Genomic DNA, 25,967 nt, shown 5'->3' on the forward strand with positions numbered 1-25,967 from the left:
ACGACATGACGGCCCGTCACCGCGCCGGCCGCCCGTCCTGCTCGTCGCCGGTGGCCCGTGACTGCGTGGTCACCGCGTCACCGTCGCGGGCGCGGCGGCGGCAGGCCCGTACGTCGCGCTCGTCGTTCACCGTCACCAGACAGTCGAAGCAGACACCGATGCCGCAGAAGACACCGCGCGGCGCTCCCGACGGGGCCCGGCGCCAGGCCGGGCGGCCGGCGGCGAGCAGCACCCCGGCGAGGGTCTGGCCCGCCACGCCGGTGAGCGGTTCACCGTCCACCGTGATGGTGAGCGGGCGGTCCCGGCGGCCGGCCGGGTCGGACCCGACGGGTACGAGACGTGGGCTCATGATCCCTCCTCGGTGGGCGTAGGAGTGTGGGTGGCGGTCGGCGCCTCGCCGAGCACGGCCGGCCGGTCGACCCGGAACGGGCTCGCGTCGATCGCCGGCGCCGTGTCCGTCAGCAGTTCGCGTACGAGCCGCGCGGTGCCGACGGACAGCCCGATCCCCGCCCCTTCGTGCCCGGTCGCGTGCCAGAGCCCTGGCAGCCGCGGGTCGGCGCCGATGACCGGCAGATGATCGGGGACGTACGGGCGGAAGCCCCCGTACGCCCGCATCACATGCACGCCCGCCAGCGAAGGGAAGAGCTTGAGCGCCTTGCCCGCTATCGCCGACAGCACCTCGGGGCGCATCCGTTCGTCGAAGCCGACGCGCCGCCTGGACGAGCCGAGCAGGACGCTGCCCGCCCGGGTGGACTCCACCACGGCGGACGTCTGGAGATCGCCCGCGCCACTGCCCACCGCGCCCACGTAGTCGGCGTCGTACACCTTGTGGAAGACGGTCGGCGGCAGGGGAGTGGTCACCAGGACCTCACCGCGGCGCGGGCGGATGTCCAGCGGCACCCCGAGCCGCCGGGCGACCTCGCCCGACCAGGGCCCGGCGGCGTTCACGAACACATCGGCCCCGACCGGTCCGTCCACCGTGCGCACCGCCGTGAGCCGGCCGCCGTGCGTCACTGCGCCGAGCACCTCCTGGCCGGTACGCAGCCGGGCCCCGGCCCGCAGCGCGTCGGCGAGCAGGGCGGTGGCCGCGCCCGCCGGCTGGACCTGCGCGTCTTCGGGGTAGTACACGGCGGCCGTGCGCCGTTCGGTGAGGAACGGTTCGGCCGAGGTCAGGGCGTCGGAGTCCATGCTCTCGGCCCGTACCCCGGCGGTGCGCTGGGCCGCGGCGAACGGCAGCAGTGCCTCGGCGCCCTCGGCGGTGGTGGCCACCACGATGCCGCCCTTGGGGTCCCACTCGACCGGGTCGGCCTCGTCCGGGGAGGTCCGCCCGGCGATGGCGGCCAGCACCTCGGGCCACAACCGCCGTGAAAGCTGCGCGAGTTGGAGCTCAGGACCGGGGCCCTTGTCGGAGACCAGGATGTTTCCCTCGCCGTGCGAGGTGGTCGCGGCGGCGGCCCCGGCGCGGTCCAGCACGAGAACGTCGAAGCCGGCGACCGCGAGCTCGCGGGCGCACGCGGCACCGATGATCCCGGCGCCGATGATGACGACTCGTGTTCGGTCCACCAGACCTCCGCGTTCTGCATAACGAACGAAGCTGAGGTTATGGCGACGTACCTGAGGTGTCAACGGCATCCGAGGGCCGAAGTCGCGTACCCGTGCCGACGGGCCCGCCCGTGCGTGTCCGCGCGTGCCCTTGGCGCCCTCAGTGGGGCATGCTCGGCCCCTCGTGCCTGGTGCTGCCGTCCGACCGGTAGTGCAGCAGCAGCACCGAACGGACCGGCCCCTCGTTCGCCGCGTAGCGGTGCGGCAGCGAGGCGTCGAAGGACACGTAGTCGCCGGGCCCCACCTCCACCTGGTGGCCGTCCACCTCGACGCTCAGCGTGCCGCTCTGCACCACGGTGTGCTCGGTGCCCGCGTGGCCGAGCGACGGCTGCTGGGCGCCTGCGCGTACCTGCTGGTCGTAGACCTCCATGATGACTCCGCCCGCCTCGATCCGGCGCAGCGGACGCAGGTCCACGCCCTCCCCGCTCAGGACGTCCACATCGGCGGCCCGCACCACGGTCACCGCCTCCGCGTGCCCGGTGTCCAGCAGATCGGAGATGGGCACCTCCAGTGCGCGGGAGAGGCTGAAGACCGTCTCGATCGTCGGGTTCCCGGTGGCCGACTCCAACTGCGACAGGGTCGCCTTGCCGATCTTGGAGAGCCGGGACAGCTCGGAGAGCGACAGGCCCCGACGGCCCCTCTCCCGGCGGAGATTGGCGGCCAGAGCGCTGCGGACCGGACTGCTGGGGGACATCGGGGGTCTCCTTCGACCGTCAGGTCTGTTCGCTTCAGTGGGCGGTGTGCGACGCTATGTTGTTCGATATCACGAACGAAGCGCTGTGCGCCACCGTCGGGAACGGGCATCGTATCGACACCGGCCGACCCGTCCCGGTCCCCGGTCCCCGGTCCCCGGCCCTCAACACCCGGCCGTCCTCAGCCCGTGCCGAAGGCCACAGTCCGCCACGGGCTGTCCGGCGTCGTCACCAGAGCCCGGTGGGCGTCGAGGACGGTCGTGTACCAGGGGCCGAACTCCTCCTCGTCGAAGTGCAGACACCGCCCCAGCACATACCCGGCGGAGAACTCCTCCCACGAGCCGTACGCCGCCCGCGCCGCCTGGGACGCGCGGGTCAGGCAGTCGAGCGTCTCCGACTCGGTGGCGTAGCGGGCGCCCAGTCCCCAGCGGGCCATCTTCGAGGCACGGCCGATGTCCCACGCGGCGACCGACCGTACGACACCGTCCGGCGGCAGCAGCCCGTCGGCGCGGAAGCGGGACTCGTAGCGCAGCAACTTGCCCACCAGCGCGCGCAGATGGGCCACGAACTCCTCGAACTCGCCGTCGTCCGTGGCGGTTCCGGTCCGTGCCGCCTGGTCGCGCAGTGTGTCCTCCACGCACGCGCGCCATCGCTCGGCATCGACCCGGCTGCCCTCTGCGGCGATCAGTGCCGTACGCGCTCCGAGCACGAAGTCCCAGTACCACGGGCTGACTTCGCGGTCGAGCAGCCGCTCCTCGATGGCCAGCCAGTCCTCGCGGTCACCCACCCCCCACGAGTCGGCGACGCGCTCCCGCTCGCCCCGGTAGCCCATGCCGTGCCAGTACGTGGTGTTCCACGCGTCCCCGTTGGTGAAGCACAGATGCGCGCCGCAGGCCAGTCCGTGCAGCAGGGGTCCCGTCGGCAGGACACCGGAGCGCCGCGTCACCACACGGTCCATCAACTCGTCGGAGGAGAAGAGCTCGTGGTGCAGGTCGAGCCAGACCTCCCGCTCGTCGTCGTCGGTGGGGAAGTACCGCTCGCAGGGCGTGGCCACGTTGACCGCGAGGATGTCCACGCCGGCGGGGAGTATCCCCGCGAGCGCGCCCAACGTCGCGTATTCGTACACCAGATGGGGATGCGGGCGGGGCAGCAGGCCCGCCGTGTAGACCTGCGCCACCGTGCGGCCGTCGGGGATCTCCATGGTCAGCATCGGGAACGTGCCCTCGCCGGCCTCCCGCGCCTCGTCGGTGGCGACCGGGTAGTACACACCCTCGATGGCCAGGGCCCGCAGATACGCGTAAGCGTTGTCGGTCCTGGCCAGCCTGTGAAGATGCTGCTCCAGATCGGCGGGCGCCGACCAGCGGCTGCCGTCCTCCGGAGCGGGGACGAAGGGAAAGAATTCGTCGTGGATCTCGTCCTCGGCCGCCGTCGGCACAGCTGTCTCCCCGTAACGATCGCGGCCTCGCTCGGGCCACAAGATCATGAACACGTTACCGGTGACGGCGGGCGCTCCCGTACGGTGGCCATGCGGTCAACTGCGCCTGGAAGAAGGGGAGATGGCGATGCGGTCCGGTCAGCCGGCGGGCTTCTCCCAGACCGAGACGTGCCGGGCGCTCTCGCCGGTGAACGGCTCGCCCCGCCAGCCCTCCCAGCGGTCGCGCAGGCGCATCCCGGCGAGCTGGGCCATCAGATCGAGTTCCGCAGGCCAGACGTAGCGGAACGGGACCGACCAGTACGAGCCACGACCGTCGACGACCTCCACGTAGTTGGAGCTCATCTCCTGCGTCGCGACGTCGTAGATGTCGAACGACCAGCGTGTGGGGCTCACATGGAACGGCACGACGTCCTGCCCAGCCGGGAGCTTGCGCAGCTCGGGCACCATGGTCTCGATGAGGAAGCGGCCACCGGGCGCGAGATGGTCCGCGACGTTGCGGAAGCAGGCCACCTGGGCCGCCTGCGTGGTGAGATTCATGATCGTGTTGAAGACGAGATACGCGACGGAGAACGTCCCGTCCACCCTCGTGGTGGCGAAGTCCCCGATGGTCACACCGATGGTGTCGCCGCCGGGCTTCTCACGCATGCGGGCGACCATGGCCCGCGACAGATCGATGCCGTGCACCGGGACCCCACGCTCCGCGAGGGGCAGCGCGACCCGGCCCGTACCGATGCCGAGTTCGAGCGCCCGGCCGCCATCGGCGAGATCCGCCAGCAGATCGGCCATCGGGTTGAGGGTGTCCGGACGGAACTCCACCGCCGACGGATCGTCGTACGTGGCCGCCACGCGCTCGCCGAAGTAACCGTCCTCGTCAGCCATGGAGTCCATGGAGTCAGACCGTAGGGCAGAGAGCGTCCGGGGCGCCCGCGATTTTCCGCGTGGCGCGGGCCCGTCGCGCCGGCCTGCGGCGCGGGCGTCCCTCAGCTCCCGCCGAGCCCCGGCAGCGCGCGCAGGAAGCGCAGTTGCTCCAGGTCCTGGAAGTGGCCGCCGCCCTCGTGGCGGTTCCACGGCCAGACGCGGATGTCCTTGGGGCCCGACCAGTGGTTGTGGGCCGCGAACACCGTCGACGGTGGGCAGATGTCATCCATCAGAGCCGCCGAGAACAGCGCGGGGGCGCTCGCGCGCGCCGCGAAGTTGACCCCGTCGAAGTAGGACAGCGTCCTGAACACCCGCTCGGCCGACTCCCGGTGGGTGCGCAGATACGTCCAGATCTCCCGGTACGCGTTGCCCTCCACCACCTGGAGCGCGCGCCGGTAGTGGCACAGCGACGGCTGGTTGACCAGGGCCGCGCTCACACCGTCGGTCAGCGCCGCCGCGGCCAGGGCGATGCCGCCGCCCTGGCTGCCGCCCGCGACGACGATCCGTGCCGGGTCGACCGACGGATGCGCGCGGGCGGCGTCCACGGCCCGGACCGCGTCGGTGAACACCCGGCGGTAGTAGTAGTCCGCCGGGTTCTCGATGCCCCGCGTGACCATCCCCGGCGACGACGCGCCGCCGCTGCCGTGCGGGTCGCCCGTCGCGCCCGGCTGGAGCGAACCGCCCTGGCCGCGCGTGTCCATCAGCAGGTGCGCGTATCCGGCGGACGGCCAGGTCAGCCACTCGTACGGGAAGCCGCGCCCGCCGCCGTACCCGAGGAAGCCCACCAGGCACGGCAGCGGTCCGGTGGCCGAGGCCGGCACCAGCAGCCAGCCGGCCACCGGGTCCCCGCCGAAGCCCGGGAAGCTGACGTCGTACACGTCCACCTCGGTCAGACAGGCGTCGTACGGCGTGAAGACGGGCGGGCGGTCGTGGCTCCGCGCCTCCGCGAGCGTGCCGGCCCAGAAGGCGTGGAAGTCCGACGGCTCGTCCCGATCGGGGAGGTAGCCGCGCAGCTCCTCCAGGGGCAGGTCCATCAGCGGCATGGCGGCGGGTCCTTCTGTCGGCGAAACGAGGGGAGTCCGGGCTCAGACGCGCTGGGCCGTGTCTTCGAAGTCCCGCCTGGCCCGTGGCGTCTGGCACGGCACCTCGCCGCGTTGTCGGAGTCGTGCGAGTACGTCCAGTACGAGCACGATCCTCCGCCTTGCGATGCACCGCACCAGATGCCGCGGGCCCCGCCTTGCAGGCGGACGGCGCTACTTCGAAGACGCGGCCCAGGCACCGTGCACCATCAGGGTGTCCGGGGCCTCCACCCGGACCCGGCCCGTCGTGTCGACCTCTACGGCCAGGGGCGCGCCCCCCACCCGCAGACCGGTCAGACGCAGCGGCCCGATGCCATCGGCGGCCCCCGGCGAGACACGCAGCGTGCCCGCCGGTACATCGGCCTCAAGACCGAGCGCGGCCGTGAGCAGCGCGACGGCGGACGCCGCCGACCAGGCCTGCGGTCGGCACGACGCCGGATACGGGGCGGGCACGCTGTCGGCGGCCGAGCCGTGACCGGCGAACAGTTCGGGCAGCCGGCCGTCGAACGCCGCGGACGCGGCGACCAGACCGTCGGCGAGCGAGGCTGCCTCCGCGGGGAAACCCGCCCGGACCAGGCCGTGCACGGCGATGGCGGTGTCGTGCGGCCAGATCGAACCGATGTGATAGCCGAAGGGGTTGAAACCGGTGGATTCCGTACTCAACGTACGCAGTCCGAAACCGGAGTTCAGCTCGGGCCCGGCCAGCCGCGCCGCCAGCAGCGCGCTCTCCTCCTCGTCCAGGAGGCCCGTGCCCAGCAGATGCCCGAAGCCCGAAGTGACCGAGTCCACCGGGCGTTTGGCGGCGTCGAGCGCCACGGCCGGATAACGGCCCGTCTCGTCCTCGACCCAGAAGCTCTCCCGGAAGCGGCGCTTGAGCCGGTCCGCCCACGCCTCCCAGCGCTCGGCGCCGGGCCGGCCGAACGCGCGCAGCAGAGCCGCGCCGCCCATCGCCGCCTCGTACCCGTACGCCTGGACCTCGCACAGCGAGATCGGGGCCTCGGCGAGCCGGCCGTCGCGCCAGCGGATGGAGTCGCCGGAGTCCTTCCAGCCCTGGTTGGCGAGCCCGAGACCGGAGACGTCGATGTACTCCAGCAGACCGTCGCCGTCCGCGTCGCCGTATGTCGCCAGCCACTCCAGGGCGGCCTCGGCGTGCGGCAGCAGATCGCGTACCTGCTCGGGGTCCATGCCCCAGCGCCAGGCGTCGTGCAGCAGGATCACCCAGAGCGGGGTCGCGTCGACCGTGCCGTAGTAGACCGGCGGCAGGGACGCGCCCTCGTTGAGCCGCTGCCCCTCGCGGCGTACCTCGTGCAGGATCTTGCCGGGCTGTTCGTCGGTGCGGGCGTCGGTGGTGGTGCCCTGGCGGCGGGCAAGAGTGCGGAGGGTGCCCGCCGCCAGGTCGCTGCCGAGCGGCAGCAGCATGCGCGCCGCCCACAGCGAGTCACGGCCGAACAGGGTCAGGAACCAGGGCGACCCCGCGGCCAGGAACTGGTCCTCCGGGTGTTCGGGATCGGACAGCAGCAGCCGCTCCAGATCGCCGACGGACCGGGCGAAGAAGTGGTCCATGCGGTGATCGGCGCTGCGCAGCCCGGCCGGTGACCACGGCACGGCGTCGCGCGCCACGGCCGGGAACCGGAGAGGTTCGTCGTCGGTGACGGTGCACTCCAGCGTCGTACGCCACGACTCACGTGCCGCAAGCGCCACTTCGAAGCGCAGTTCGCCCGCGTCCGCGTCGATCCGCGGGGAGCCGGACGAGGCGTGCAGCCGGACAGCGATCCCGTCCTCGCGCCACACCAGCGCGCCGTCATCGACACCGGCGGGCAGCGGATCCGAACGGCGGCCGGACTTCACGTCGTTCATGCTGACCAGGTCGCTGGCGGCGCCGACGACGACCTCCAGCCGTATCTCCCGCACCCCCGCGTTCGCGATCTCCAACTCCTCGCGCAGCACGCCCGGTTCGACCGTGCGCACGCGGTGCAGGGTGACCGCCGGGTCGGCGGTGTGCTCGCCGATACCGCGCAGTACGGAGCGGAAGGCCGTCCTGTCCGCGGCGGCCAGGGTGTTGCTCACGGACAGGACCGGCACTCCCTCCGCCCGGACGGAGAGTACGGAGAGCAGCCGTCGGTCGCCGTGGAAGAACCCGTCGGCCCCGCCGGCGATGTCGCCGGCCGGCCGGGACAGCACCAGGCTGGGCGCGTAGAGCGTGGTGCAGACGTCGTGCAGGAAGGGCTGCAGGCCCTCGGCGACGACGTCCCCGGGGGGCTGCTGACCGGCGGGGTTTCCCTGGACGACCGTGTTCACTGTGTGGCGCCTCTCGTGATTTGGATCGATCTAAAATCACCTTAACCCTTGCCAACCTGCCACGGGAAAGAGTTTTATCGATCCATTGCAGATGCGGCGCCGCATTTCGAGCGGTCGCCGTGCGTGGAACGGAGGCCGTAGGTGGCACGTACGACATCGGCAGGCGGGCGCAAGTCAGGGCCGGTCACCCTGGCCCTCGTGGCCCAGCGGGCCGGAGTGTCCACACAGACGGTCTCCAACGCGCTGAACTCGCCCGAACTCCTCGCGCCCGGCACCCTGAAACGGGTCCGCGAGGCGCTGGACGAGCTGGACTACCGGCCCCACCAGGCCGCCCGCTCACTGCGTACGCGCTCCAGCCGGCTGATCGGATACGGCGTCCAGCCCACGCCCCCCGGCCTGTCGACGCCCGTGTCCGACCACTTCCTGCACGCGCTGTCGGACTCGGCGGACCAGGCCGGGTACCGCATCCTGCTCTTCGCCGCGCTCCTCGGCGCCGACGACGAGGCCGAACGCTACGACGAGTTGCTGCGGGAGCACTCGGTCGACGGGTTCGTCCTCAACAACACCTACCGCGGCGACAAGCGGCCGGCCTGGCTGCACAAGAAAGGGGTCCCGTTCGTCGCGTTCGGCCGGTGGTCGGCGAAGGACACCGGCGACTGGGTCGACGTGGACGGCGCGCACGGCACCGCCGCCGCCGTCGACCAGCTCGTGGCGGCCGGACACCGGAAGATCGCCTTCCTGGGCTGGCCCCGCGGCTCGGGCGTCGGTGACGACCGAGCCGGCGGCTGGCGCGAGGCGATGCGCAGACACGACCTGCCCGTCCGTGACCTGCGGGTGTCGTCCGTGGACGAGGTGGACGCCGCCCGTACCGCGGTCGCCCGCGTCGTGGGCCGCGCCACCGCCGTGGTGGCGGCGAGCGACACCTTGGCGCTCGGCTGCTACCGCGCGCTGCGGGACGCCGGGCTCAGCCCGGGGCGTGACGTGGCGGTGGTCGGCTTCGACGACTCACCCGCCGCCCGTCTCCTCTCGCCGAGTCTCAGTAGCCTTCGCCAGCCGCTGGACGAGGTCGGCCGGGCCTGCACGCGGATCCTCATGGCCCGCATCAAGGACCCGGCCGCCGCGCCGGAGCGCGTGCTGCTGACACCCGAACTGATCGTCAGGGAGAGCTCGTCGACCGAGCACCGGCCCTGACCCCCTTTCGCCGCCCCCGCCTCCACCCCCCTCGCTCTGATCCGCCCCCCGTCCCCGAAGACCCCGACAGCACGTCCCCGACAGTGACAGCTGGAGAGAGAAGCAGATGAAGAAGAACAGAGCCGCGACCGCCGCCGCAGTGTGCGGCGCGCTCCTCATAGCCGGATGTTCGTCCGACTTCGGCAGCGACGGCGACGCCGAACAGGACAGCTCCGGCAAGCAGAAGCTGACCGTGATGATCGGCTCCTCCGGCGACGCCGAGACGAACGCCGTCAAGGCCGCGGCCGCCGCCTGGGCGAAGAAGACCGGCAACACCGTCACCGTGGTACCGGCGCAGAACCTGGACCAGCAGCTCGGCCAGGCGCTGGCCGGCGGCAAGCCGCCGGACGTCTTCTACGTCGGCTCGTCGGTCTTCGCCAACTACGCCAAGGGCAACTCCCTGTACGCGTACGGCGACAAGCTCAGCGACAAGGAGGACTTCTCCGCCACGCTGCGCAACTCCTTCAGCTACGAGGACAAGTTCGTCTGCGCGCCCAAGGACAGCTCCACCCTCGGCCTGGCGATCAACACCAAGATGTGGAAGGCCGCCGGACTCACCGAGGCCGACCACCCCAAGACCTGGGACGATCTGACGAAGGTCGCGAAGAAGCTCACCGGCGACAAGGTCAGCGGCCTCGTCGTCAACAGCTCGTACAACCAGCTCGGCCCCTTCCTCAAGCAGGCCGGCGGCTGGATCACCAACGCCGACCAGACCGAGATCACGGCCGACAGCCCCGAGAACGTCGAGGCGCTGACGTATGTGAAGAAGCTGCTCGACGACGGAGTGCTCACCTACCCCAAGCAGGTCGACGCGGGCTGGGGCGGCGAGGCGTTCGGCGCGCAGAAGGCCGCCATGACCATCGAGGGCAACTGGCTGACCGGCGCCATGACCAACGACTACCCGGACGTCGACTACCAGGTCGTCCCGCTGCCCGAGGGCCCGTCGGGCCAGGGCACGCTCTCCTTCAGCACCTGCTGGGGCATCGCCAGCAAGAGCGCCCACCGCGAAGCCGCCGTCTCGCTCGTCGAGTCCCTCACCACCGCCGAGCAGCAGGTCGAGTTCGCCGACGCGTACGGCGTGATGCCCTCGCGCACCAGCGCACTGGCGACGTACGAGAAGCAGCACCCGCAGGACAAGGCGTTCGTGGACGGCTCCGCCTACGCCCAGGGCCCGGTCACTCTGCCCGGCTTCACCAAGGTGCTCGACCAGTTCGACACGGACCTGGCCGGGCTGGCGAAGGCCGACCCCAAGAAGATCCTCGGCGATCTGCAGACCAACGGTGAGCAGGTCCTGAAGAGCAACGGCTGACGGGCCGGTCCCACCGTGTACGACACCCGCCGGGACGGACGGTCCCGGCGGGTGCAGGAGGAGAGAGAAAGACCATGAGTCAGTACGGCAGCGGCAGCGGTTCTGTCGCGGCGCCGCCCGCCACGGCAGGAGGCGGCGGCAGCGCCGGCGCCAAGGGCCGGCGTCCCGGCCGCGGGTCCGCGTCCGGCATCAAAGGCCGGCAAGGCCTGTGGGGCTGGCTCTTCGTCAGCCCGATGGTGCTGGTCCTCGGACTGTTCCTGCTGCTGCCCATCGGGATGGCCCTGTGGGTCAGCCTGCTCAACTGGGACGGGCAGTCCAACCCCTTCACCGGCGCCGCCGACTTCATCGGGACCGACAACTACTCCAACGTCCTGACCACCGACGGCCTCGACCGCACGCTGTTCATGACCTCGGTCCGCAACAACCTCTACTTCGTCCTGCTGGCCGTACCGCTCCAGACGATCCTCGCGCTCGCGCTCGCCGTGGCCGTCAACAGTCGCCGGGTCAAGGGCAAGAGCCTCTTCCGGACGATCTTCTACTTCCCCTCGGTGACCAGCTCCATCGCCATCTCCACCGTCTTCCTCTTCCTGTTCCAGGGCAGCGGCGCCGTCAACGCGCTGCTGAAGTGGGTCGGCATCAGCGGACCGAAGTGGTTCACCGACGCCAACGGCCTGGTGTGGACGGTGCTCGGCGGCCTCGGCATCGTCGACCCCGACAAGCCGGCGGCGGCGCTCGCGTCCAACGGGTTCCTCGGACTCTCCTGGTGGGACTGGCTGTCAGGCCCTTCCATCGCGATGTGCACCGTCATCGCGCTGATCGTATGGACATCGTCCGGCACCTACATGCTGATCTTCCTCGCCGCGCTGCAGGACGTGCCCGCCGAGCTGGAGGAGGCCGCCCTGCTGGACGGCGCCAACCGCTGGCAGTCGTTCCGCAACGTCACCATCCCCGCGCTCCGGCCGGTGATCTTCCTCGTGGTCACGCTCGGCCTGATCGGCAGCTGGCAGATCTTCGACGCCGTGTACGTGATGAGCCAGGGCGCCCCGGGCAACACCACCCTCACCCCCGCCTTCCTCTCCTACACCGCGGGCTTCCAGGACTCCGAATACGGCCGCGCCGCGGCCATCGCCTTCATCCTGCTGGCGATCATCATGGTGATGACCCTGATCCAGCGTGTGCTGCTGCGCGACCGCGACAAGCCGGTCCGGGCGGGCAGGCGCATCGGGGCCGTACGCCGGAGGGCTTCATGAGTACGCCGCCGACCACGCAGGACCCGATGAGCCGGGCGACGCCGAAGAACCCCGGGACCTGGGCGCCCCGGACAAGCCGCAGCTCCACCACGGGGCCGCGCGCACCGCGGAGCACCGGCAGCCGGATCCTGCTCGTCGTTCTCTATCTGCTGCTCACGGCGGTCGGGCTGCTGTATCTGCTGCCGTTCGCCATCCAGATCGTGACGTCGTTCAAGACCGATCCGGACGCGGCGGCCAACCCGCTGTCCCTGCTGCCGAACCCGTTCTCGCTGGAGTCCTACCGGCGGCTGTTCGGGCTCGGGGACGCCGGGGACGCCGTGCCGTTCAGCACCTGGCTGGGCAACTCCGTCCTCGTCACCCTGTTCATCACCGCGGGCCGGGTCTTCTTCGACTCCCTGGCCGGCTACGCGCTGGCCCGGCTCGACTTCCGCGGGCGCAACCTGCTCTTCAACGGGCTGCTGACGGTGATGTCGGTGCCCGGCGTGGTGCTGCTGATCCCGAAGTTCCTCGTCCTCAACCAGCTGGGCATCTTCGACACGTACGCCGGCATGATCGTCCCCCTGCTGGTGGACGCGGCCGGGGTGTTCATCATGCGGCAGTTCTTCCTCTCCATCCCCAGGGAGGTGGAGGAGGCGGCCCGGATCGACGGCGCCAGTGTCTTCCGCACCTTCTGGTCGGTGGTGCTGCCGATGGCCAAACCCGCCCTGATCACCCTGACGATCCTGTCGTTCCAGGGATCGTGGAACGAGTTCACGCACTTCCTGGTCGCGACCCAGTCTCCGCAGTACCAGACGCTGACGACCGGCCTCGCGTCCTTCGTCTCCGGCAGCCTCAGCAGCGGGACGCAGTATCCGCTCAAGCTGACGGCGGCGCTGCTGGCGACCATCCCGGTGGCGCTGCTCTTCTTCGCCTTCCAGCGGCACTTCGTACGGAGTGCGAACTCGGGGGCGGTCAAGCAGTAGGCCCCGGGACACCGGCTCGGGCGAACTTCGCGGACCGCCTGCGGCCGGACGACAGGGCTGGTCAGAATGTGGCATGCTCATCCGCCGTCTCAGCTACCTGCTCGACCGGGAGCCGGACACCGGCAGCGTCCGGTTCCGTCCGCTCCGGTCGCCCGAGCCGCCGCCGGAGGGTGAGGCCGGGGACTTCGACGATCTGCTCGCGCAGGTGGAGCAGATCCTCGCCCTCACCCATGGCCGCGCTCCGCACGGGGTCTTGAGTTGCAGCCGGCTCCCGGCCGGCGGCAGTCTCCTCTGCCACGGCCGTGCCGACGGTGAACACCCGGACGGGCAGGGGCAGTGCATCGAGGTCCTGCATCTCCCGGCGGGCGCCGCCGGGTTCGACCGGATGTGGCCGATCGACACCTGGCGCTCCCGGTCCTGGGACGCCCCGGGGCCGGCCGACGGGCACGGGGACCCGCTGCCCGTCCCGGAAGGGCACTTCGGACGCGAGATGCTCGTGCGCTTCGCCCAGGAACAGTCCTCGCGCGTGGCGCCGTTCCTCGCCGACGTACGACGCCTCTGGGCCGACCCCGCCGGCCGCCAGATCGTCATCGCCGAACAGGACCCGGAGACGATCGTCCGCTGGATCGCGCTCGCCTGCGCGTCCCTGCCCGAACACCGCGCCAGGGAGCTGACGTTCGTCACCGGCGCCGGCGAGCCGCACGAGGCGCCGCAGCAGATCATCGGCATCGGGCCCGACTCTTCCTTCGACCGGCACGATCCGCTGCTCGTCGGGCATCTGTACCGGGTCCACGACGGTCTCGGGGGACCGGGCAGTGAGTACGTCCCCGACCCCTGGGCCGAGTTGACGGCCGCGCTGTGGCAGGCGGGCACGCCGCCGACACCGGGGGCGGCCACCTTCCCGACGGCGCAGACGGCCCAGACAGCCCCGCCGGGACCGGCCACCGCACCCCCGGTGTCCGGCTCGTCGGCGCCCGTCACGGGGGAGGAGGCACCCGACCCGTTCGACCTCGCGGCGCTCGTGCCCCAACTCCTGCGGACGGGAAAGGGGTCGGGAACGGGGTCGGGGTTGGGGGACGGGTTCACCGCGCTCCAGGGCGAGTCCCTGCACGCCGTCGTCGCCTCGCTGGCCTCGGCGGCCCAGGACCAGGCCCAAGGAGCCCCGGCCGTCGAGGAGTTGACCCGGGTCTGCCAGGAGCTGGGCAAACACTGCCCCGAGAGCGTCACCGACCCGCTGGCGCTCGCCCTCGCCCGGCGGCGGCTCGCCGCCGCGCTGGACCAGGACGCCGCGCTCCGGCACGATCCGCTCGCCGGTCTGCCCCTCGGCGAGGCGGCGCAGCGCTCGCTGCGCTCGGAGTTCGGACCCCGCTTCGACAAGGGCCTCGGGCGCAGACTGCGCGGCCCGGTCTCCGCCTGGGGGGGACCACTGCATCTCGCGCTCGTCCTGCACGGTCCCCAGGGCGCCGGTGTCGAGGACGCGGTGAACAGGTTCGTCCGCGTTCTGCTCCAGCCCCGGATGCCCGAATGCGGGGACGCGGTCGCCGTCCTGAAGAGCGTGGGCCACCAAGGGCTGAACCGGCGTGTCCTCGCGAAGATCGCCGTCGAGACCGCGGGCCGACGGAGCCATCTCCTGCGGGAGTTGCTGCTGTCGCCGCACGGCGAGTGGGTACGGTCCCATCTCGACATCGCCCCGCCCTCCGTGCGCATGGTCGAGCTGGCCGTACGGTGGGGCGGGCCGCCGCACCGCCTGCGCGGTGTCGAACTGTTCGCGAAACTCGCCGAACCGGCCCCGGGCGCCGCCGTGTCGGCCGCGACCGACCCGCCGACGCTGGAGACCCTGTGGGGCCTCGTCTGGGGCGCCGGCCAGCCGGAGCGGCCCGACTTCCCGCGTATCCTCCGCATCTGCGGCGCGGAGGCGGTTCTCGCCGCCAATCTCGGCACCCGGTTCCTGGCCTGGCTCACAGCGCCCGGACGGTTCGACCGGGAGCTGGTCGACTTCGCCCACGCGGTCCACCGCCGGCCGGAGCTGACGGGCCGGGAGCGCGCCACCGCCCAACTGCTCGTCATCGCCGACAACTTCGCGCGGACGAGCCGCGCGCCCAGGGACGTCGTGGACAGCCTGGGCGACCTGCGGCGGGCCGCCTCGCCCGTGGACGGGCCGCTGTGGGACGGCGTGCAGTACCTGCTGGCGCGCGGGTTCGCCGCCCTCCCGCCGCACGAGCTCTACCAGTCGGGCGCGCTGTCGTATCTCGCCACCGGTGAACCGGTGTTGCAGCAGCACTACCGGGCCGCCGTTCAGGCGGACTTCGCCGACGACGCCAAGATCGGCCGGATGGCGGCTCAGCCGGAGTTCATCGCCGATCTCTTCTACGTCTGGCGCAGGGACCTGACCAGATCCTCCCGCGAATGGCACGCCATGGTCGACGAACTGCTCCGGCAGACCATCGGTGTGGTGCTGCGCCGGATGACCGACGAGCAGCGCGGTGCCGTCGCCACCCGGCTGGTGGGACGGTCGAACAACTGGCTCCAGAGCTGGCTGCGTTGGTCGCACCGCATGGCCGGCGGCGGCAGCCACGACACACAGATCCCGGGACAGCCGGGCCGTCCGCCCACCCCCCATGCTCCGGGACAGCCACCGCCACCGAGGTCCGGCGAGTTGCCGCCGGTGCCACCCACATACCCGCCCGGGTACTCGCCGTCGCATCCACCGCGGTGACCGGACGCGCTGACGGGAGCGCCCAGTATCCCTGCTCAACACACGTACCCGCGCGCCCTCAACTAGGCTTTCGGGCCTAGGCTTTCAGCGCCACCACCACACCACACATCACCACCGGACGCACCACACAGGCAGAACCAGGCGTGCGCGAACGGGACGCCTCGGGGGAGAGGACCAGCGTGACCATCATTCTCGACGTGCCCGGCGGCAGCATGGCCAGCCGCCCGGCACACTTCATCTGGATGCTCGACTGCTCGGGGTCCATGGGAGTGAACGGCAAGATCGGCGAACTGAACTTCGCCATCCGTGAGGCCATTCCGGAGATGCAGCAGGCCGCCCAGTCCAACCCGGCCGCCTCGCTGGTCGTCCGCGCCATCTCCTTCGCGAGCGGGGCGAGTTGGCACATCGAGGAGCCCACCCCGGTGGACCGGTTCACCTGGGACGACGTGCACACCTACGGCGCCACGGACATGGGCGCCGCCTTCCGGATGGCCGCCGCCGCGCTCCAGACCCCGCCGATGCCGCAGCGCGCGCTGCCGCCCGTCCTGGCCCTCGTGTCGGACGGCCAGCCGACCGACGACTGGCGCTCGGGACTGCGGGCCATCGACGACACGCCGTGGGGCAAGCGCGCCGTGCGTGTCGCCGTCGCGATCGGCGACGACGCGGACAAGAGCATGCTCAAGGAGTTCCTCGGCAATCCCGAACTGGAACCGCTGCTCGCCAAGAACCCGCGCCAGCTGGCCGCCGCGATCCGCTGGATGTCCACGGCGGTCGTCAAGGAGGCGTCGGCGCCGAAGATCGAGGACGCCACACCCGCGAACGTCTCGCCCGTCGTGCCGCTGACCAAGGACGAGACCGACATCTGGTGAGCGGCACCGGGACACCCACCGTGGCGTGGGAGCTCCTCGACGGGGGAGTCAAAGGGGTCGCCAAGAAGTTCAGCCAGGACCGGGGCCGGGCCCTCGTCACGGCGGGCGGCCGTGCCGTCGTGCTGGCCGTCGCCGACGGTCACGGGTCGCGCGCGCACTTCCGCAGTGAGATGGGCGCGCGCTGGGCCGTGGAGACGTTCACCTCCTGTGCCCAGGTGTACGCGCGGGAGGCCGTACGGCGCGGGGAGGACGCGGCGAACCTGCCCCGGCTGCTCGCCGAGGCCCGCACGCTACCGCAACAGGTCGTGCACGCCTGGCGCCGTCGTGTCCTGATCCAGGAGGCCAACTCCCCGGCACACGGCGGAAACACCACCGCGAGCACCACGCCGAGCACCGCGTCGAGCGGTACGGCCGGCTCCGCCGCCGGAACCGTGCCGGAGCCCGACCCCGCCGTCTACGGCAGCACGCTGATAGGCGTCGTCCTCACCGAACGGCTTCTGGTCTGCTGGCAGTTGGGAGACGGTGACATCGTCCTCGTCGACGAGGACGGCACGACCAGGATGCCGCTCCACACCGGCCCCGACATGGGCGACGAGACCGAATCGCTCTGCGAGTCCGAGGCCTGGCGCAAGGCGCGGCTGCACTGGCAGCCGCTGACCGGCGGCGGCCCGCCGCCGGGTGTGCTCATCTCCACCGACGGACTCTCCAAGAGTTTCGCCGACCATGAGGGGTTCCTGGCCTTCGCGAGCGGGGTGCGCTCGGGCGCCGCTTCGCACGGCGTCGCGGCCGTCCAGGCCCAACTCGCCGACTGGCTGGGCCACGCGGCCAAGTACTCCGGGGACGACGCGACGCTGGCGGGCGCCTTCCCGGCGATCGGCCGCGGCCCCGCCCGCCCCGGCCCCGACAACGACGACACGCACTGAAGCAGAGAGGTACAGCATGGCGAACGGCATGCTCGCAGCCGGACAGACCCTGGTCACCGAATCCGGGGAGCAGGTCACCGTCGCCGAGCTCTTCGGCTCGGGCGGCCAGGGCGAGGTCTACCGGGTTCGGACGCCGCACGGCGACCGGGCCGTGAAGTGGTACTACCCGCAACTGGCCGACGCCAGACAGCGGCAGATCCTCGAAGGGCTCATCCACCACGGCTGGGGCGACGACCGGTTCCTGTGGCCGCAGACGATCGTGATGGACCCCTCGGCCTCGTACCCGGGCTTCGGCTATCTGATGGACGTACGGCCGCGGCGCTTCCACGACCTGCCCGCGCTCTTCCGCCGTGACGCCTCGGTGGCGGCGACCACGCTGCGTACGCTCGTCGCCGCGGCGCTGCACACCGTCGAGGCGTACTTCACCCTGCACTCCAAGGGCATCGCCTACCGCGACATCAACTGGGGCAACATCTTCTTCGACCCGGCCACCGGCGATGTGCTGGTGTGCGACAACGACAACGCCGTGGTGGACGGAGAGGCCGCCGCCGTCGCCGGGACGATGGACTTCATGGCCCCCGAGCTGGTGCGCGGTGACAAGGGCGCGCAGCCCGGCATCCAGTCCGACTTGCACTCACTCGCCGTCCTGCTCTTCCTCCTCCTGATGAACCATCACCCGCTCGACGGCGCACAGGCGTTGAAGATCCGCTGCATGGACGAGGCGGCCAAGCGCAAGATGTACGGCACCCATCCGCTGTTCATCTACGACCCGGCCGACACCGCCAACAGGCCCGTGCCGGGCGAGCACCCGACCGTCATCGCGACCTGGGGCGCGCTGCCGAAGATCCTGCGTGACCTGTTCGTGCAGACCTTCACCCGGGGGCTCAACACGCCGTCGACGCGGGTCCGTGAGTCGCAGTGGCGGGACGCGCTGAGCCGGGTGCTCGACGCGATCACCGTCTGCGCGTCCTGCGGCCGGCAGAACATGACCCAGCCCGAAGGACCGGCCCCCGACTGCTGGAAGTGCGGCAACGCGGTCCTGCTGCCCCCGAAGCTCGAAGTCGTCACGGGCCGGGGCGCGCTGCGTACCCGCCGTGGCATCCGGCTCGATCCGCAGGCGCGGGTGTACGCACACCATCTGGTGGACGACCCGGAGCGGCACGACTTCACCGCCGTGGTGGGTGAGATGACCGAACACCCCCAGCAGCGCGGGCGGTTCGGCCTGACCAACCGTTCGGCGCTCCAGTGGACGGTCCGCCGTGACGACGGCACGGTCCAGGAAGTCGGCCCCGGCCGCACGGTGGCACTGCGCCCCGGCCTGCTGCTGGAGTTCGGCGGCGGCACCGAGGCGGAGGTGCACGCCTAGGTTGCTGCGAAAGCCGCGCGGCCGAGTTCAGTCGCGCTCCACGTGACGCGGGTCGCGCGTGGTGTCCTTCAGGTGTACTCCGGACTTTCCCAGTGTGCGGGCGCCCCGGACGACGGCGGCGGCGATCCGGGCGGCTCGCGCGTAGCCGAGGCCTTCGGGCGGGTGGATGTTGGAGACACAGTTGCGCTCCGCGTCGCTGCGCCCGGGGCTGGGGCGGTGGGTCACGTAGATGCCCAGGCTCTCGGGGACGGACAGGCCGGGGCGTTCGCCGATGAGGACCACTGTCGTGGTCACTCGCTGCCAGGCTCCGATGTGGTCCGCGAGCGCCACGCGGGCCTGGGTCGCGATGACCGGCTGCGCCCAGGACAGTCCCTGGTCCATCTCCTGGCGCAGGGCCTCCAGGAGCGGGGGGCCGTGCCGTTCGAGCGCGCCGGGTGACAGGCCGTCGCACAGTACGACGCCGATGTCGGCGGCCTCGCGGGGGATCCTGGTCAAGTCACCGGGGAGACGGCCCAGGTCGGGGCGGCTCAGGTAGGTGGCGCGGTCACCGGCGCACGAGGTCACGTGGACGGGTGTGCCTGCTCCCGTGGCCTCCGTCCGGCGTCGCAGTGCCTCGACGTCGAGCGGGTGGTGAACGGCATCACGGGCCAGGGCGTGCGCCGTGCGCAGTTCGAGGAAGGAGAGGGTGCGCATCGCGTTCCCCACCCGGCCGAGCCCGATGCGCGCGCTTGTGTGGGCGCGCAGAGCGAGCCAAGGATCGGTGGTGTCGGGGAGGCGGGCCCTGCCCGACGGGCGGGTCTGTCCCGTCCGATCGTTGTCGTGACCGGAAGAATCCGGAGGCGAGGTGCTCATGCGTTCAGCAGGGGGTGAAAGAGGCCGGCCGCGGGGTCGGCGGGCAGAAGGCGGCCCGTACGGTCCGCGAGACCGGTGCTGGTCAGCCAGGCGGCGAACTCCGGTGCGGGGGCCAGGCCGAGGACCTGGCGGGCGGTGAGCACGTCGTGGAAGGAGAGGCTCTGGTAGCCGAGCATCACATCGTCCGCTCCGGGGACCGTGATGACGAAGGCGCAGCCCGCCGCGCCGAGCAACAGGAGCAGGGTGTCCGTGTCGTCGTGGTCGGCTTCGGCGTGGTTGGTGTAACAGATGTCGACCCCCATGGGGAGCCCGAGGAGTCTGCCGCAGAAGTGGTCCTCCAGCCCGGCGCGAATGATCTGGCGTCCGTCACGGAGGTACTCGGGGCCGATGAAGCCGACGACGGTGTTCACCAGGAAGGGGGCGAGTTCCCGGGCGAGCCCGTAGGCGCGGGCTTCCAGGGTCTGCTGGTCCACAGGACGGCCGTCGGTACCGAGATGGGCCGCGGCGGAGAGGGCGGAGCCCTGACCGGTCTCCAGGTACATCACGTTGTCGCCGACGGTGCCGCGGCTCATCGCGCGGGCTGCCTCGTCGGCCTCGAACAGCATCGGCAGGGTGATGCCGAAGCTCTCGTTCGCGCCCTGGGTACCGGCGATCGACTGGAACACCAGGTCCACGGGCGCGCCGCGCTCCATCAGTTCGATCGTGGTGGTGACGTGGGAGAGCACGCATGACTGCGTGGGGATGGCGTACCGCTGCCGGACGTCGTCGAGCAGGTGCAGCAGGTCCGCAGCCGCCTGTGGGGAGTCGCTGGCGGGGTTGACGCCGATGACGGCGTCACCGCAGCCGAGCAGCAGACCGTCGACGGTGGCCGCCGCGATGCCTCGCGGGTCGTCCGTGGGGTGGTTGGGCTGGAGCCGGGTGGCGAGAGTGCCGGGTGTGCCGATCGTGGTGCGGAAGGCGGACGTCACCCGGGTCGCCCTGGCGACCGCGACCAGGTCCTGGTTGCGCATGGTCTTCGAGACGGCGGCAACCATCTCGGGTGTCAGCCCGCGGGAGACCCTGGAAAGCAGGTCCGCCGCGTCGGGTGCCGCCGCGGTGCTCAGGAGCCAGTCCCGCAGGCCGCCGACGGTCAGAGCGGAGAGCGTGGCGAACGACTGTCGGTCATGACGGTCGAGAATGAGTCGTGTCACGTCGTCGCTGTCGTAGGGGACGACCGGTTCCTCCAGGAACCGGTCGAGAGGGACGTCGGCCAGGACCCACAGGGCAGCCGCGCGCTCGGCGTCGGACTGCGCGGCGCAACCGGCGAGTTCGTCGCCCGACCGCCGAGGTCCGGCCTTCGCCAGGACCTCCACGAGCCCGTGGAAGGTGTAGGTGGTGCCTGCCACCTGCTGGTGGTATGTCGTCATGAGTCCTCGTCGTGGACAGGGCAGCGGTCAGCTCTGTTGGGGCCGGCGCGTTGCCGCGTGGTGGTCGTCCGGCGGTGTCGGCGGTCCAGCACGGATCTGTCCGCGACGCCTTGGCCGGTGCCCCGGGCGTCACCGCCGGCCGGTGGCGCCGGACGATCGGGCCGTGGGAGGACTGTAGGAGCGGGACGCGACTCCTCACGTCCGTAGAAATACCTACGGTTCGCGCGCGACGCCCAACGGCCTCCGGCGCGGCGCCGCGCGGAGTCCGGCCGCAAAGTAGGCAATTTTACGGACGTGGCCGTCCTGCCCCCGCTCCTACTGTCCTGCCACGAGCTACTCGGTCGGCGCCGCCGGACCCGGACGGGCTCAGGACGGAGGGCACGCATGCAACGCCTGTCGGGCAAGGTCGCGCTGGTCACCGGTGGTGTGCGGGGCATCGGACGGGGAATCGCCGAACTGTTCGCGGCCGAAGGTGCCGCGGTGACGGCGGTCGATGTCCTCGACCCCGCCGGGTCCGCCGGGTCCACCGGAGGCGTCGGCCAGGCCGACGCGGACGGGACGGCCGCCGGCAGCCTGGAGTTCGGCCGTCTCGACGTCACCGACGAGGCGGGCTGGGCCCGTACCGTCGCGGCGGTCGAGGAACGCCACGGCGGGCTGGACATCCTGGTCAACAACGCGGGCGTCGGCTCCTACGAGGCGATCCACGAGCTGGCCCAGGACGAGTGGAACCGGGTGCTGGGAGTCAACCAGACCGGGGTCTTCCTCGGGATGCGGGCCGCGATCCCCGCCCTGCGCCGGTCCGGCGGCGGCTCTGTCATCAATATCTCCTCCATCTACGGCGCTGCCGCGGTCCCCGGATCTCTGGCCTATCAGGCCACCAAGGGGGCTGTGCTGAGCATGACCCGCAACGCGGCCATCACCTACGCCGGTGAGAACATCCGCGCCAATGCCGTGCTGCCGGGCTGGATCCGCACGCCCATGACCGAGGCGCAGACCCGCGAGTTCAACGACACCGTCATCGCCTCCACCCCGATGGGCCGCGGCGCCGACCCCCGGGACATCGCCTACGGCTGTGTGTACCTGGCCTCGGACGAGTCGTCGTACGTCACCGGCACCGACCTCGTCATCGACGGCGGGTTCCTGGCCCGCTGACCCGGGCCCCGTCGTCCCGCGAGGCGGCTGGGCCCGCAACACCCACCCGCACACCCATCGGCCATGCCCCTCGGGGCGGCTGTAGCAAAAGGAGTACCCGGCATGGGGCGTCTGACAGGCAAGGTGGCGCTGGTCACCGGAGGTTCCCGCGGGATCGGGCGGGGCATCGTGGAGGCGTTCGCCCGGGAGGGGGCCGTCGTGATCTCCGCCGACCTCGACACGGACAGTCCACAGCCCGCGGGCATCGAGGAAATCCGCCTTGACGTCACGGACGAGGACGCTTGGGCCGCCGCCCTCGACGGGGTGGAGAAGCGGCACGGACGGCTCGACGTGCTGGTCAACAACGCGGGCCTGATCTCCTACGAGCCGATCGAGACGCTCACGCTCGCCGAGTGGGACCGGGTCGTCGGCGTCGACCAGACCGGGGTCTTCCTCGGGATGCGGGCCGCGATCCCCGCCCTGCGCCGGTCCGGCGGCGGCTCCATCATCAACATCTCCTCGGCCTGGGGTGTGGTCGGCGGGGTGGGCACACACGCCTACCACGCCAGCAAGGGCGCGGTCCGCAGCATGACCCGCAACGCGGCCATCACCTACGCGGGCGAGAAGATCCGCGCCAACGCGGTGATCCCCGGCTGGATCGCCACCCCGCTGACCGACGCGCAGCCCGCCGACCTCAACGCGGCCGTACTGGCAGGCACTCCGATGCGGCGCGGCGGCACACCCGCCGAGATCGCCCACGGCTGTGTGTACCTGGCCTCGGACGAGTCGTCGTACGTCACCGGCACCGACCTGGTCATCGACGGCGGCCTGCTCGCGCAGTGAACGGCCGCGCGAAGCGTCCCGCCACAACCTCGCCATCTGAGAGGAAAAGCAGTCCATGGGTACTTCCCTGACCGTGTCCGCGGTCCAGTTCGAGTTGCGGGAGGTGGACGGCTTCGACGCCTTCGCCCGCCAGGTCCGCACGCTCGTCGACCGCACGGACGGATCCGAACTGGTCGTCCTGCCCGAGCTGTTCACCGCCTCGCTGTTCACCGCCCGCCCCGGGTGGCGGGACGAACCGGTCTCCGCGCTGGGCCGGATCGCCGACTACACCGACGACTACGCGGCCCTGTTCACCGAACTGGCCCGGGTCCGCGGCCAGGTGATCGTGGCCGGCAGCCATCTGGTGCGCGATCCGGACGGCGAGGGTGTCCTGAACACCGCGTTCGTGTTCTTCCCCGACGGCTCGGTCACTCATCACGTCAAGACGCACATCTTTCCCGCCGAGGCCGGCTGGGGCACGCGGGAGGGCGACAAGCTCACCCCGTTCACGGTGAGCGGGGTCAGCGTCGGCGTCTCGATCTGCTACGAGACCGAGATACCGGAGATCTCGACCGTACTGGCGCGCCAGGGCGCCGAGTTGATCGTTAGCCCGTCGTACACGTTCACCGAGGCCGGCTTCTGGCGGGTACGGCACTGCGCCCAGGCGCGGGCCATCGAGAACCAGGTGTACGTCGTGCACTGCCCAACCACCGGCGACCCCGGCGCGCCCCTCTCCCCCGGCTGGGCCCGCGCGTCGGTGCTGTCACCGTGCGACACCGGCTTCGCACCCGACGGGATCCTGGCCGAGACCGGTACCAACGTCGAGGACGTCATCACCGCTCGGCTCGACCTCGACCTCCTCCGCGAGAACCGCCGCACCGGCGCGGCGACCACACACACCGACCGCCGGCGCCGCTGCGGCCTGTACCGCCGGTACGCCGACGAACTGCTCAGCGGCGCCTGAGCGGTTGCCGGGCCGGGGCCGTGCCGCCTCCGCGCGGTGGATGAGACGCCGCCCGTCGCCCGCTCCCGTACCTCACCGCCGCCTTTCCCCCGTCACCGTCATACTCCGCAGGGAGATCACCCATGCCTCTGAACCTGCCCGAGGGCAAGAAGCTCGCGGTCAACATCGGCGCCGACTTCGACGCGCACAGCGTCTGGATGGGCACCTTCAACCTCAGCAGCCCCAGCTATCTGTCCCGGGGAGAGTTCTGCGCGGAGGTCGGTGTGCCGCGGCTGATCAGCCTGTTCGAGCGGCACGATGTGCGCGCCACCTGGTGCACCCCGGGCCACACCATGGTCACCTTCCCCGAACGCGTCCGGCAGATCGTGGACGCCGGGCACGAGATCGCCGCGCACGGCTGCTACCACGAGGGTGTACCGAAGCTGGACTCCGACACCGAGCGGCGGCTGATGGAGGCCCAGCTCAAGCAGCACGACAAGTACATCGGCACCCGTCCGCGCGGATACCGCTCGCCCGCCTGGGACTTCACCGACCAGACGATGAGCGTGCTGGAGGAGAACGGCTTCGCATGGGACTCCTCCCTGATGGGCCGTGACTTCGAGCCCTACCACCCGCGTCCGGTCCAGGTCGGCTGGGAGGAGGGCAGCAGTTTCGGTCCGGCCAGCCCGCTGCTGGAGTTCCCCGTCTCGTGGTTCCTCGACGACTTCCCGGCCGCCGAGTACATCCCCGGTGTCAACCAGGGGCTGGGCTCCAGCGAGGTGATGTTCCAGCGCTGGAAGGACCATTTCGACTACGCCTACCGCAACGTCCCCGGTGGCGTGCTCACGCTGACCGTCCACCCGCAGACCATCGCCCGCGCCCACTACCTGATGGGCTTCGAGCGGCTCATCGAGTACATGGCGGGCCACTCCGGCACCTGGTTCGCCCCGCTCAGCGACATCTACGACACCTGGACCGAGGACGCGTCCTGACCCACGGTCCGGCCCGTCCCGCCCGCAGTACCGCCCCCGAACAGGGAGAACCACCGCCATGAACCACCTCACACCCACCCCGTCCGTCACCGCCCGCAGACGCGGCACGGTCCGCCGCTCCGCCCGCACCCTCGGTGCCGCCGCTGCCACCCTGTCGGTGCTGCTCGCCGCAGGCGCCTGTTCCGTGCCGGCCGACCAGTCCGCAGGTTCGTCCGCCGAGGTCGGCGCGGAGAAGGGGCCAAAGAAGGTCGCCGACCTGAAGATCGCCTACTTCTCGGCCGGCACCAGCAACGCCTACCTCCAGGCCGCGATCGCCGCCGGCAAGAAGAAGGCGTCGGACCTCGGCGTCAAGCTCGACGTGTTCGACGGGCAGTTCGACGCCCAGAAACAGTTCGACCAGATCCAGACGGCCCTCACCAGCGGCAAGTACAACGCCTTCGCCGTGGAGCCCAACGACGGCAACCTCGTCTGCAAGCTGCTCACCAAGCAGGCCCCGCAGAAGGGCATCCTCGTCTCCGTCTTCAACCTGCCGATCTGCGGCCGCGCCACCAAGCTCGGGGAGGAGACCTGGGAGCCCGGCACGGTCACCTACGTCGGCGGACAGACCCTCGACGTGTACGAGAAGTGGGTGGGCCAGGTCGTCAAGGACAACCCCGACGGCGCGAAGGTCGCGCTCATCTCGGGCCCGGACCTCAACGCCAACACCATCTGCTTCCAGCAGGCGGCCAAGGCGTTCGCCCAGCACAAGGGCTTCGAGGTCGTGGCCAGGCAGAGCACCGACTACACCACGCCCAAGGGCAACTCCGCCGCACAGACCATCCTCCAGGCCAACCCCGACCTGGATGTGATCATGTCCAACTTCTCCGGGATGAGCCGGGGCATCGTCCAGGCCGTCAACGGCGCGGGCCGCAAGGGCAAGGTCAAGATCTACGACTTCGGCGGCGACCAGTGGGCGCTGGATTCGGTGCGCAGGGGCGATCTCCAGCAGAGCGTGATGATGCTCCCGGCCCAGGAGACCGAGGAGGCCATCCAGGCGCTCGCCGACCAGGTGTCGGGCAAGACCGTGCCGCACTTCATCAATCTGACCGAGTCCTCGGAGCTGCCCGGCACCCCGTTCGCGACCGCCGCGACCGTCGACGAGTTCAAGCCCGAGTACTGACCGGCCCGCGTCA

General features: G+C 71.2%; 22 protein-coding genes. 13 read left to right on the top strand and 9 right to left on the bottom strand.

Annotation, left to right across the window (positions count from 1 at the left end; translation table 11 throughout):
• Positions 1-16: 16 nt before the first annotated feature.
• The 7 genes from ACFWV8_RS07000 to ACFWV8_RS07030 form a co-directional block, all read right to left on the bottom strand.
• A complete protein-coding gene (locus ACFWV8_RS07000; RefSeq protein ID WP_384198705.1) occupies positions 17-349 on the bottom strand; it encodes a (2Fe-2S)-binding protein in 333 nt (110 codons plus the stop codon).
• Entirely contained in the window at positions 346-1,563 is a 1,218-nt protein-coding gene (locus ACFWV8_RS07005; RefSeq protein ID WP_384198706.1) for an NAD(P)/FAD-dependent oxidoreductase, read from the bottom strand. Before ACFWV8_RS07005 ends, ACFWV8_RS07000 begins: the two co-directional genes overlap by 4 nt.
• A gap of 139 nt (positions 1,564-1,702) precedes the next feature.
• Complete coding sequence (locus ACFWV8_RS07010; RefSeq protein ID WP_384198708.1) at positions 1,703-2,296, bottom strand: helix-turn-helix domain-containing protein; 594 nt, start codon at positions 2,294-2,296, stop codon at positions 1,703-1,705.
• 179 nt (positions 2,297-2,475) lie between these two features.
• A complete protein-coding gene (locus tag ACFWV8_RS07015) occupies positions 2,476-3,729 on the bottom strand; it encodes a DUF1266 domain-containing protein (RefSeq protein ID WP_384198710.1) in 1,254 nt (417 codons plus the stop codon).
• Positions 3,730-3,867: 138 nt separating this feature from the next.
• Complete coding sequence (locus ACFWV8_RS07020) at positions 3,868-4,608, bottom strand: class I SAM-dependent DNA methyltransferase (RefSeq protein WP_384198861.1); 741 nt, start codon at positions 4,606-4,608, stop codon at positions 3,868-3,870.
• 101 nt (positions 4,609-4,709) lie between these two features.
• On the bottom strand, positions 4,710-5,690 hold the full coding sequence (locus ACFWV8_RS07025) for an acetylxylan esterase (protein ID WP_384198712.1): 981 nt from the start codon (positions 5,688-5,690) through the stop codon (positions 4,710-4,712).
• A 210-nt stretch (positions 5,691-5,900) separates the two neighbouring features.
• Complete coding sequence (locus ACFWV8_RS07030; RefSeq protein WP_384198714.1) at positions 5,901-8,024, bottom strand: glycogen debranching N-terminal domain-containing protein; 2,124 nt, start codon at positions 8,022-8,024, stop codon at positions 5,901-5,903.
• Between the two features lie 141 nt (positions 8,025-8,165).
• Here ACFWV8_RS07030 and ACFWV8_RS07035 point away from each other — a divergent pair, with 141 nt between their 5' ends.
• The 8 genes from ACFWV8_RS07035 (at position 8,166) to ACFWV8_RS07070 (ending at position 18,649) form a co-directional block, all read left to right on the top strand.
• Positions 8,166-9,215, top strand: a complete 1,050-nt coding sequence (locus tag ACFWV8_RS07035; protein ID WP_384198716.1) for a LacI family DNA-binding transcriptional regulator — start codon at positions 8,166-8,168, stop codon at positions 9,213-9,215.
• Between the two features lie 106 nt (positions 9,216-9,321).
• A complete protein-coding gene (locus ACFWV8_RS07040) occupies positions 9,322-10,563 on the top strand; it encodes an extracellular solute-binding protein (RefSeq protein ID WP_384198718.1) in 1,242 nt (413 codons plus the stop codon).
• A gap of 74 nt (positions 10,564-10,637) precedes the next feature.
• The gene (locus ACFWV8_RS07045) at positions 10,638-11,813 is read left to right on the top strand and encodes a carbohydrate ABC transporter permease (RefSeq protein WP_384198720.1); all 1,176 of its coding nucleotides are present in this window, start codon (positions 10,638-10,640) and stop codon (positions 11,811-11,813) included.
• Positions 11,810-12,775: a carbohydrate ABC transporter permease gene (locus tag ACFWV8_RS07050; RefSeq protein ID WP_384198722.1), complete on the top strand. Its 966-nt coding sequence runs from the start codon at positions 11,810-11,812 to the stop codon at positions 12,773-12,775. The genes ACFWV8_RS07045 and ACFWV8_RS07050 overlap by 4 nt, the downstream gene beginning before the upstream one ends.
• Before the next feature lie 73 nt (positions 12,776-12,848).
• Positions 12,849-15,491 carry a GTPase-associated protein 1-related protein gene (locus ACFWV8_RS07055; protein ID WP_384198724.1) on the top strand — a complete coding sequence of 881 codons (2,643 nt, stop codon included), beginning with the start codon at positions 12,849-12,851 and terminating at the stop codon, positions 15,489-15,491.
• 212 nt (positions 15,492-15,703) lie between these two features.
• The gene (locus ACFWV8_RS07060; RefSeq protein ID WP_384198862.1) at positions 15,704-16,360 is read left to right on the top strand and encodes a tellurium resistance protein; all 657 of its coding nucleotides are present in this window, start codon (positions 15,704-15,706) and stop codon (positions 16,358-16,360) included.
• Positions 16,357-17,283 carry a protein phosphatase 2C domain-containing protein gene (locus tag ACFWV8_RS07065; RefSeq protein ID WP_384198726.1) on the top strand — a complete coding sequence of 309 codons (927 nt, stop codon included), beginning with the start codon at positions 16,357-16,359 and terminating at the stop codon, positions 17,281-17,283. The genes ACFWV8_RS07060 and ACFWV8_RS07065 overlap by 4 nt, the downstream gene beginning before the upstream one ends.
• A gap of 16 nt (positions 17,284-17,299) precedes the next feature.
• Positions 17,300-18,649, top strand: a complete 1,350-nt coding sequence (locus tag ACFWV8_RS07070) for a protein kinase (RefSeq protein WP_384198728.1) — start codon at positions 17,300-17,302, stop codon at positions 18,647-18,649.
• Between the two features lie 27 nt (positions 18,650-18,676).
• On the opposite strand, the gene eutC is transcribed toward ACFWV8_RS07070, so the two are convergent.
• Entirely contained in the window at positions 18,677-19,501 is an 825-nt protein-coding gene (eutC, locus tag ACFWV8_RS07075) for an ethanolamine ammonia-lyase subunit EutC (RefSeq protein ID WP_384198730.1), read from the bottom strand.
• The gene (locus ACFWV8_RS07080; RefSeq protein WP_384198732.1) at positions 19,498-20,907 is read right to left on the bottom strand and encodes an ethanolamine ammonia-lyase subunit EutB; all 1,410 of its coding nucleotides are present in this window, start codon (positions 20,905-20,907) and stop codon (positions 19,498-19,500) included. The genes eutC and ACFWV8_RS07080 overlap by 4 nt, the downstream gene beginning before the upstream one ends.
• A gap of 384 nt (positions 20,908-21,291) precedes the next feature.
• Here ACFWV8_RS07080 and ACFWV8_RS07085 point away from each other — a divergent pair, with 384 nt between their 5' ends.
• The 5 genes from ACFWV8_RS07085 to ACFWV8_RS07105 all read left to right on the top strand — a co-directional run bounded on the left by ACFWV8_RS07085 (position 21,292) and on the right by ACFWV8_RS07105 (position 25,954).
• Positions 21,292-22,059, top strand: a complete 768-nt coding sequence (locus ACFWV8_RS07085) for an SDR family NAD(P)-dependent oxidoreductase (protein ID WP_384198733.1) — start codon at positions 21,292-21,294, stop codon at positions 22,057-22,059.
• 102 nt (positions 22,060-22,161) lie between these two features.
• Positions 22,162-22,881 carry an SDR family NAD(P)-dependent oxidoreductase gene (locus ACFWV8_RS07090; RefSeq protein ID WP_384198735.1) on the top strand — a complete coding sequence of 240 codons (720 nt, stop codon included), beginning with the start codon at positions 22,162-22,164 and terminating at the stop codon, positions 22,879-22,881.
• Between the two features lie 55 nt (positions 22,882-22,936).
• Positions 22,937-23,824 (top strand): nitrilase-related carbon-nitrogen hydrolase, encoded by an 888-nt coding sequence (locus ACFWV8_RS07095; RefSeq protein ID WP_384198737.1) that lies wholly within the window; start codon positions 22,937-22,939, stop codon positions 23,822-23,824.
• A gap of 122 nt (positions 23,825-23,946) precedes the next feature.
• On the top strand, positions 23,947-24,795 hold the full coding sequence (locus ACFWV8_RS07100; protein WP_329378711.1) for a polysaccharide deacetylase: 849 nt from the start codon (positions 23,947-23,949) through the stop codon (positions 24,793-24,795).
• Between the two features lie 58 nt (positions 24,796-24,853).
• A complete protein-coding gene (locus ACFWV8_RS07105) occupies positions 24,854-25,954 on the top strand; it encodes a sugar ABC transporter substrate-binding protein (protein WP_384198739.1) in 1,101 nt (366 codons plus the stop codon).
• The last annotated feature ends 13 nt before the right edge of the window (positions 25,955-25,967 follow it).

This window comes from Streptomyces sp. NPDC058665, from assembly GCF_042714995.1.
GTDB lineage: Bacteria > Actinomycetota > Actinomycetes > Streptomycetales > Streptomycetaceae > Streptomyces.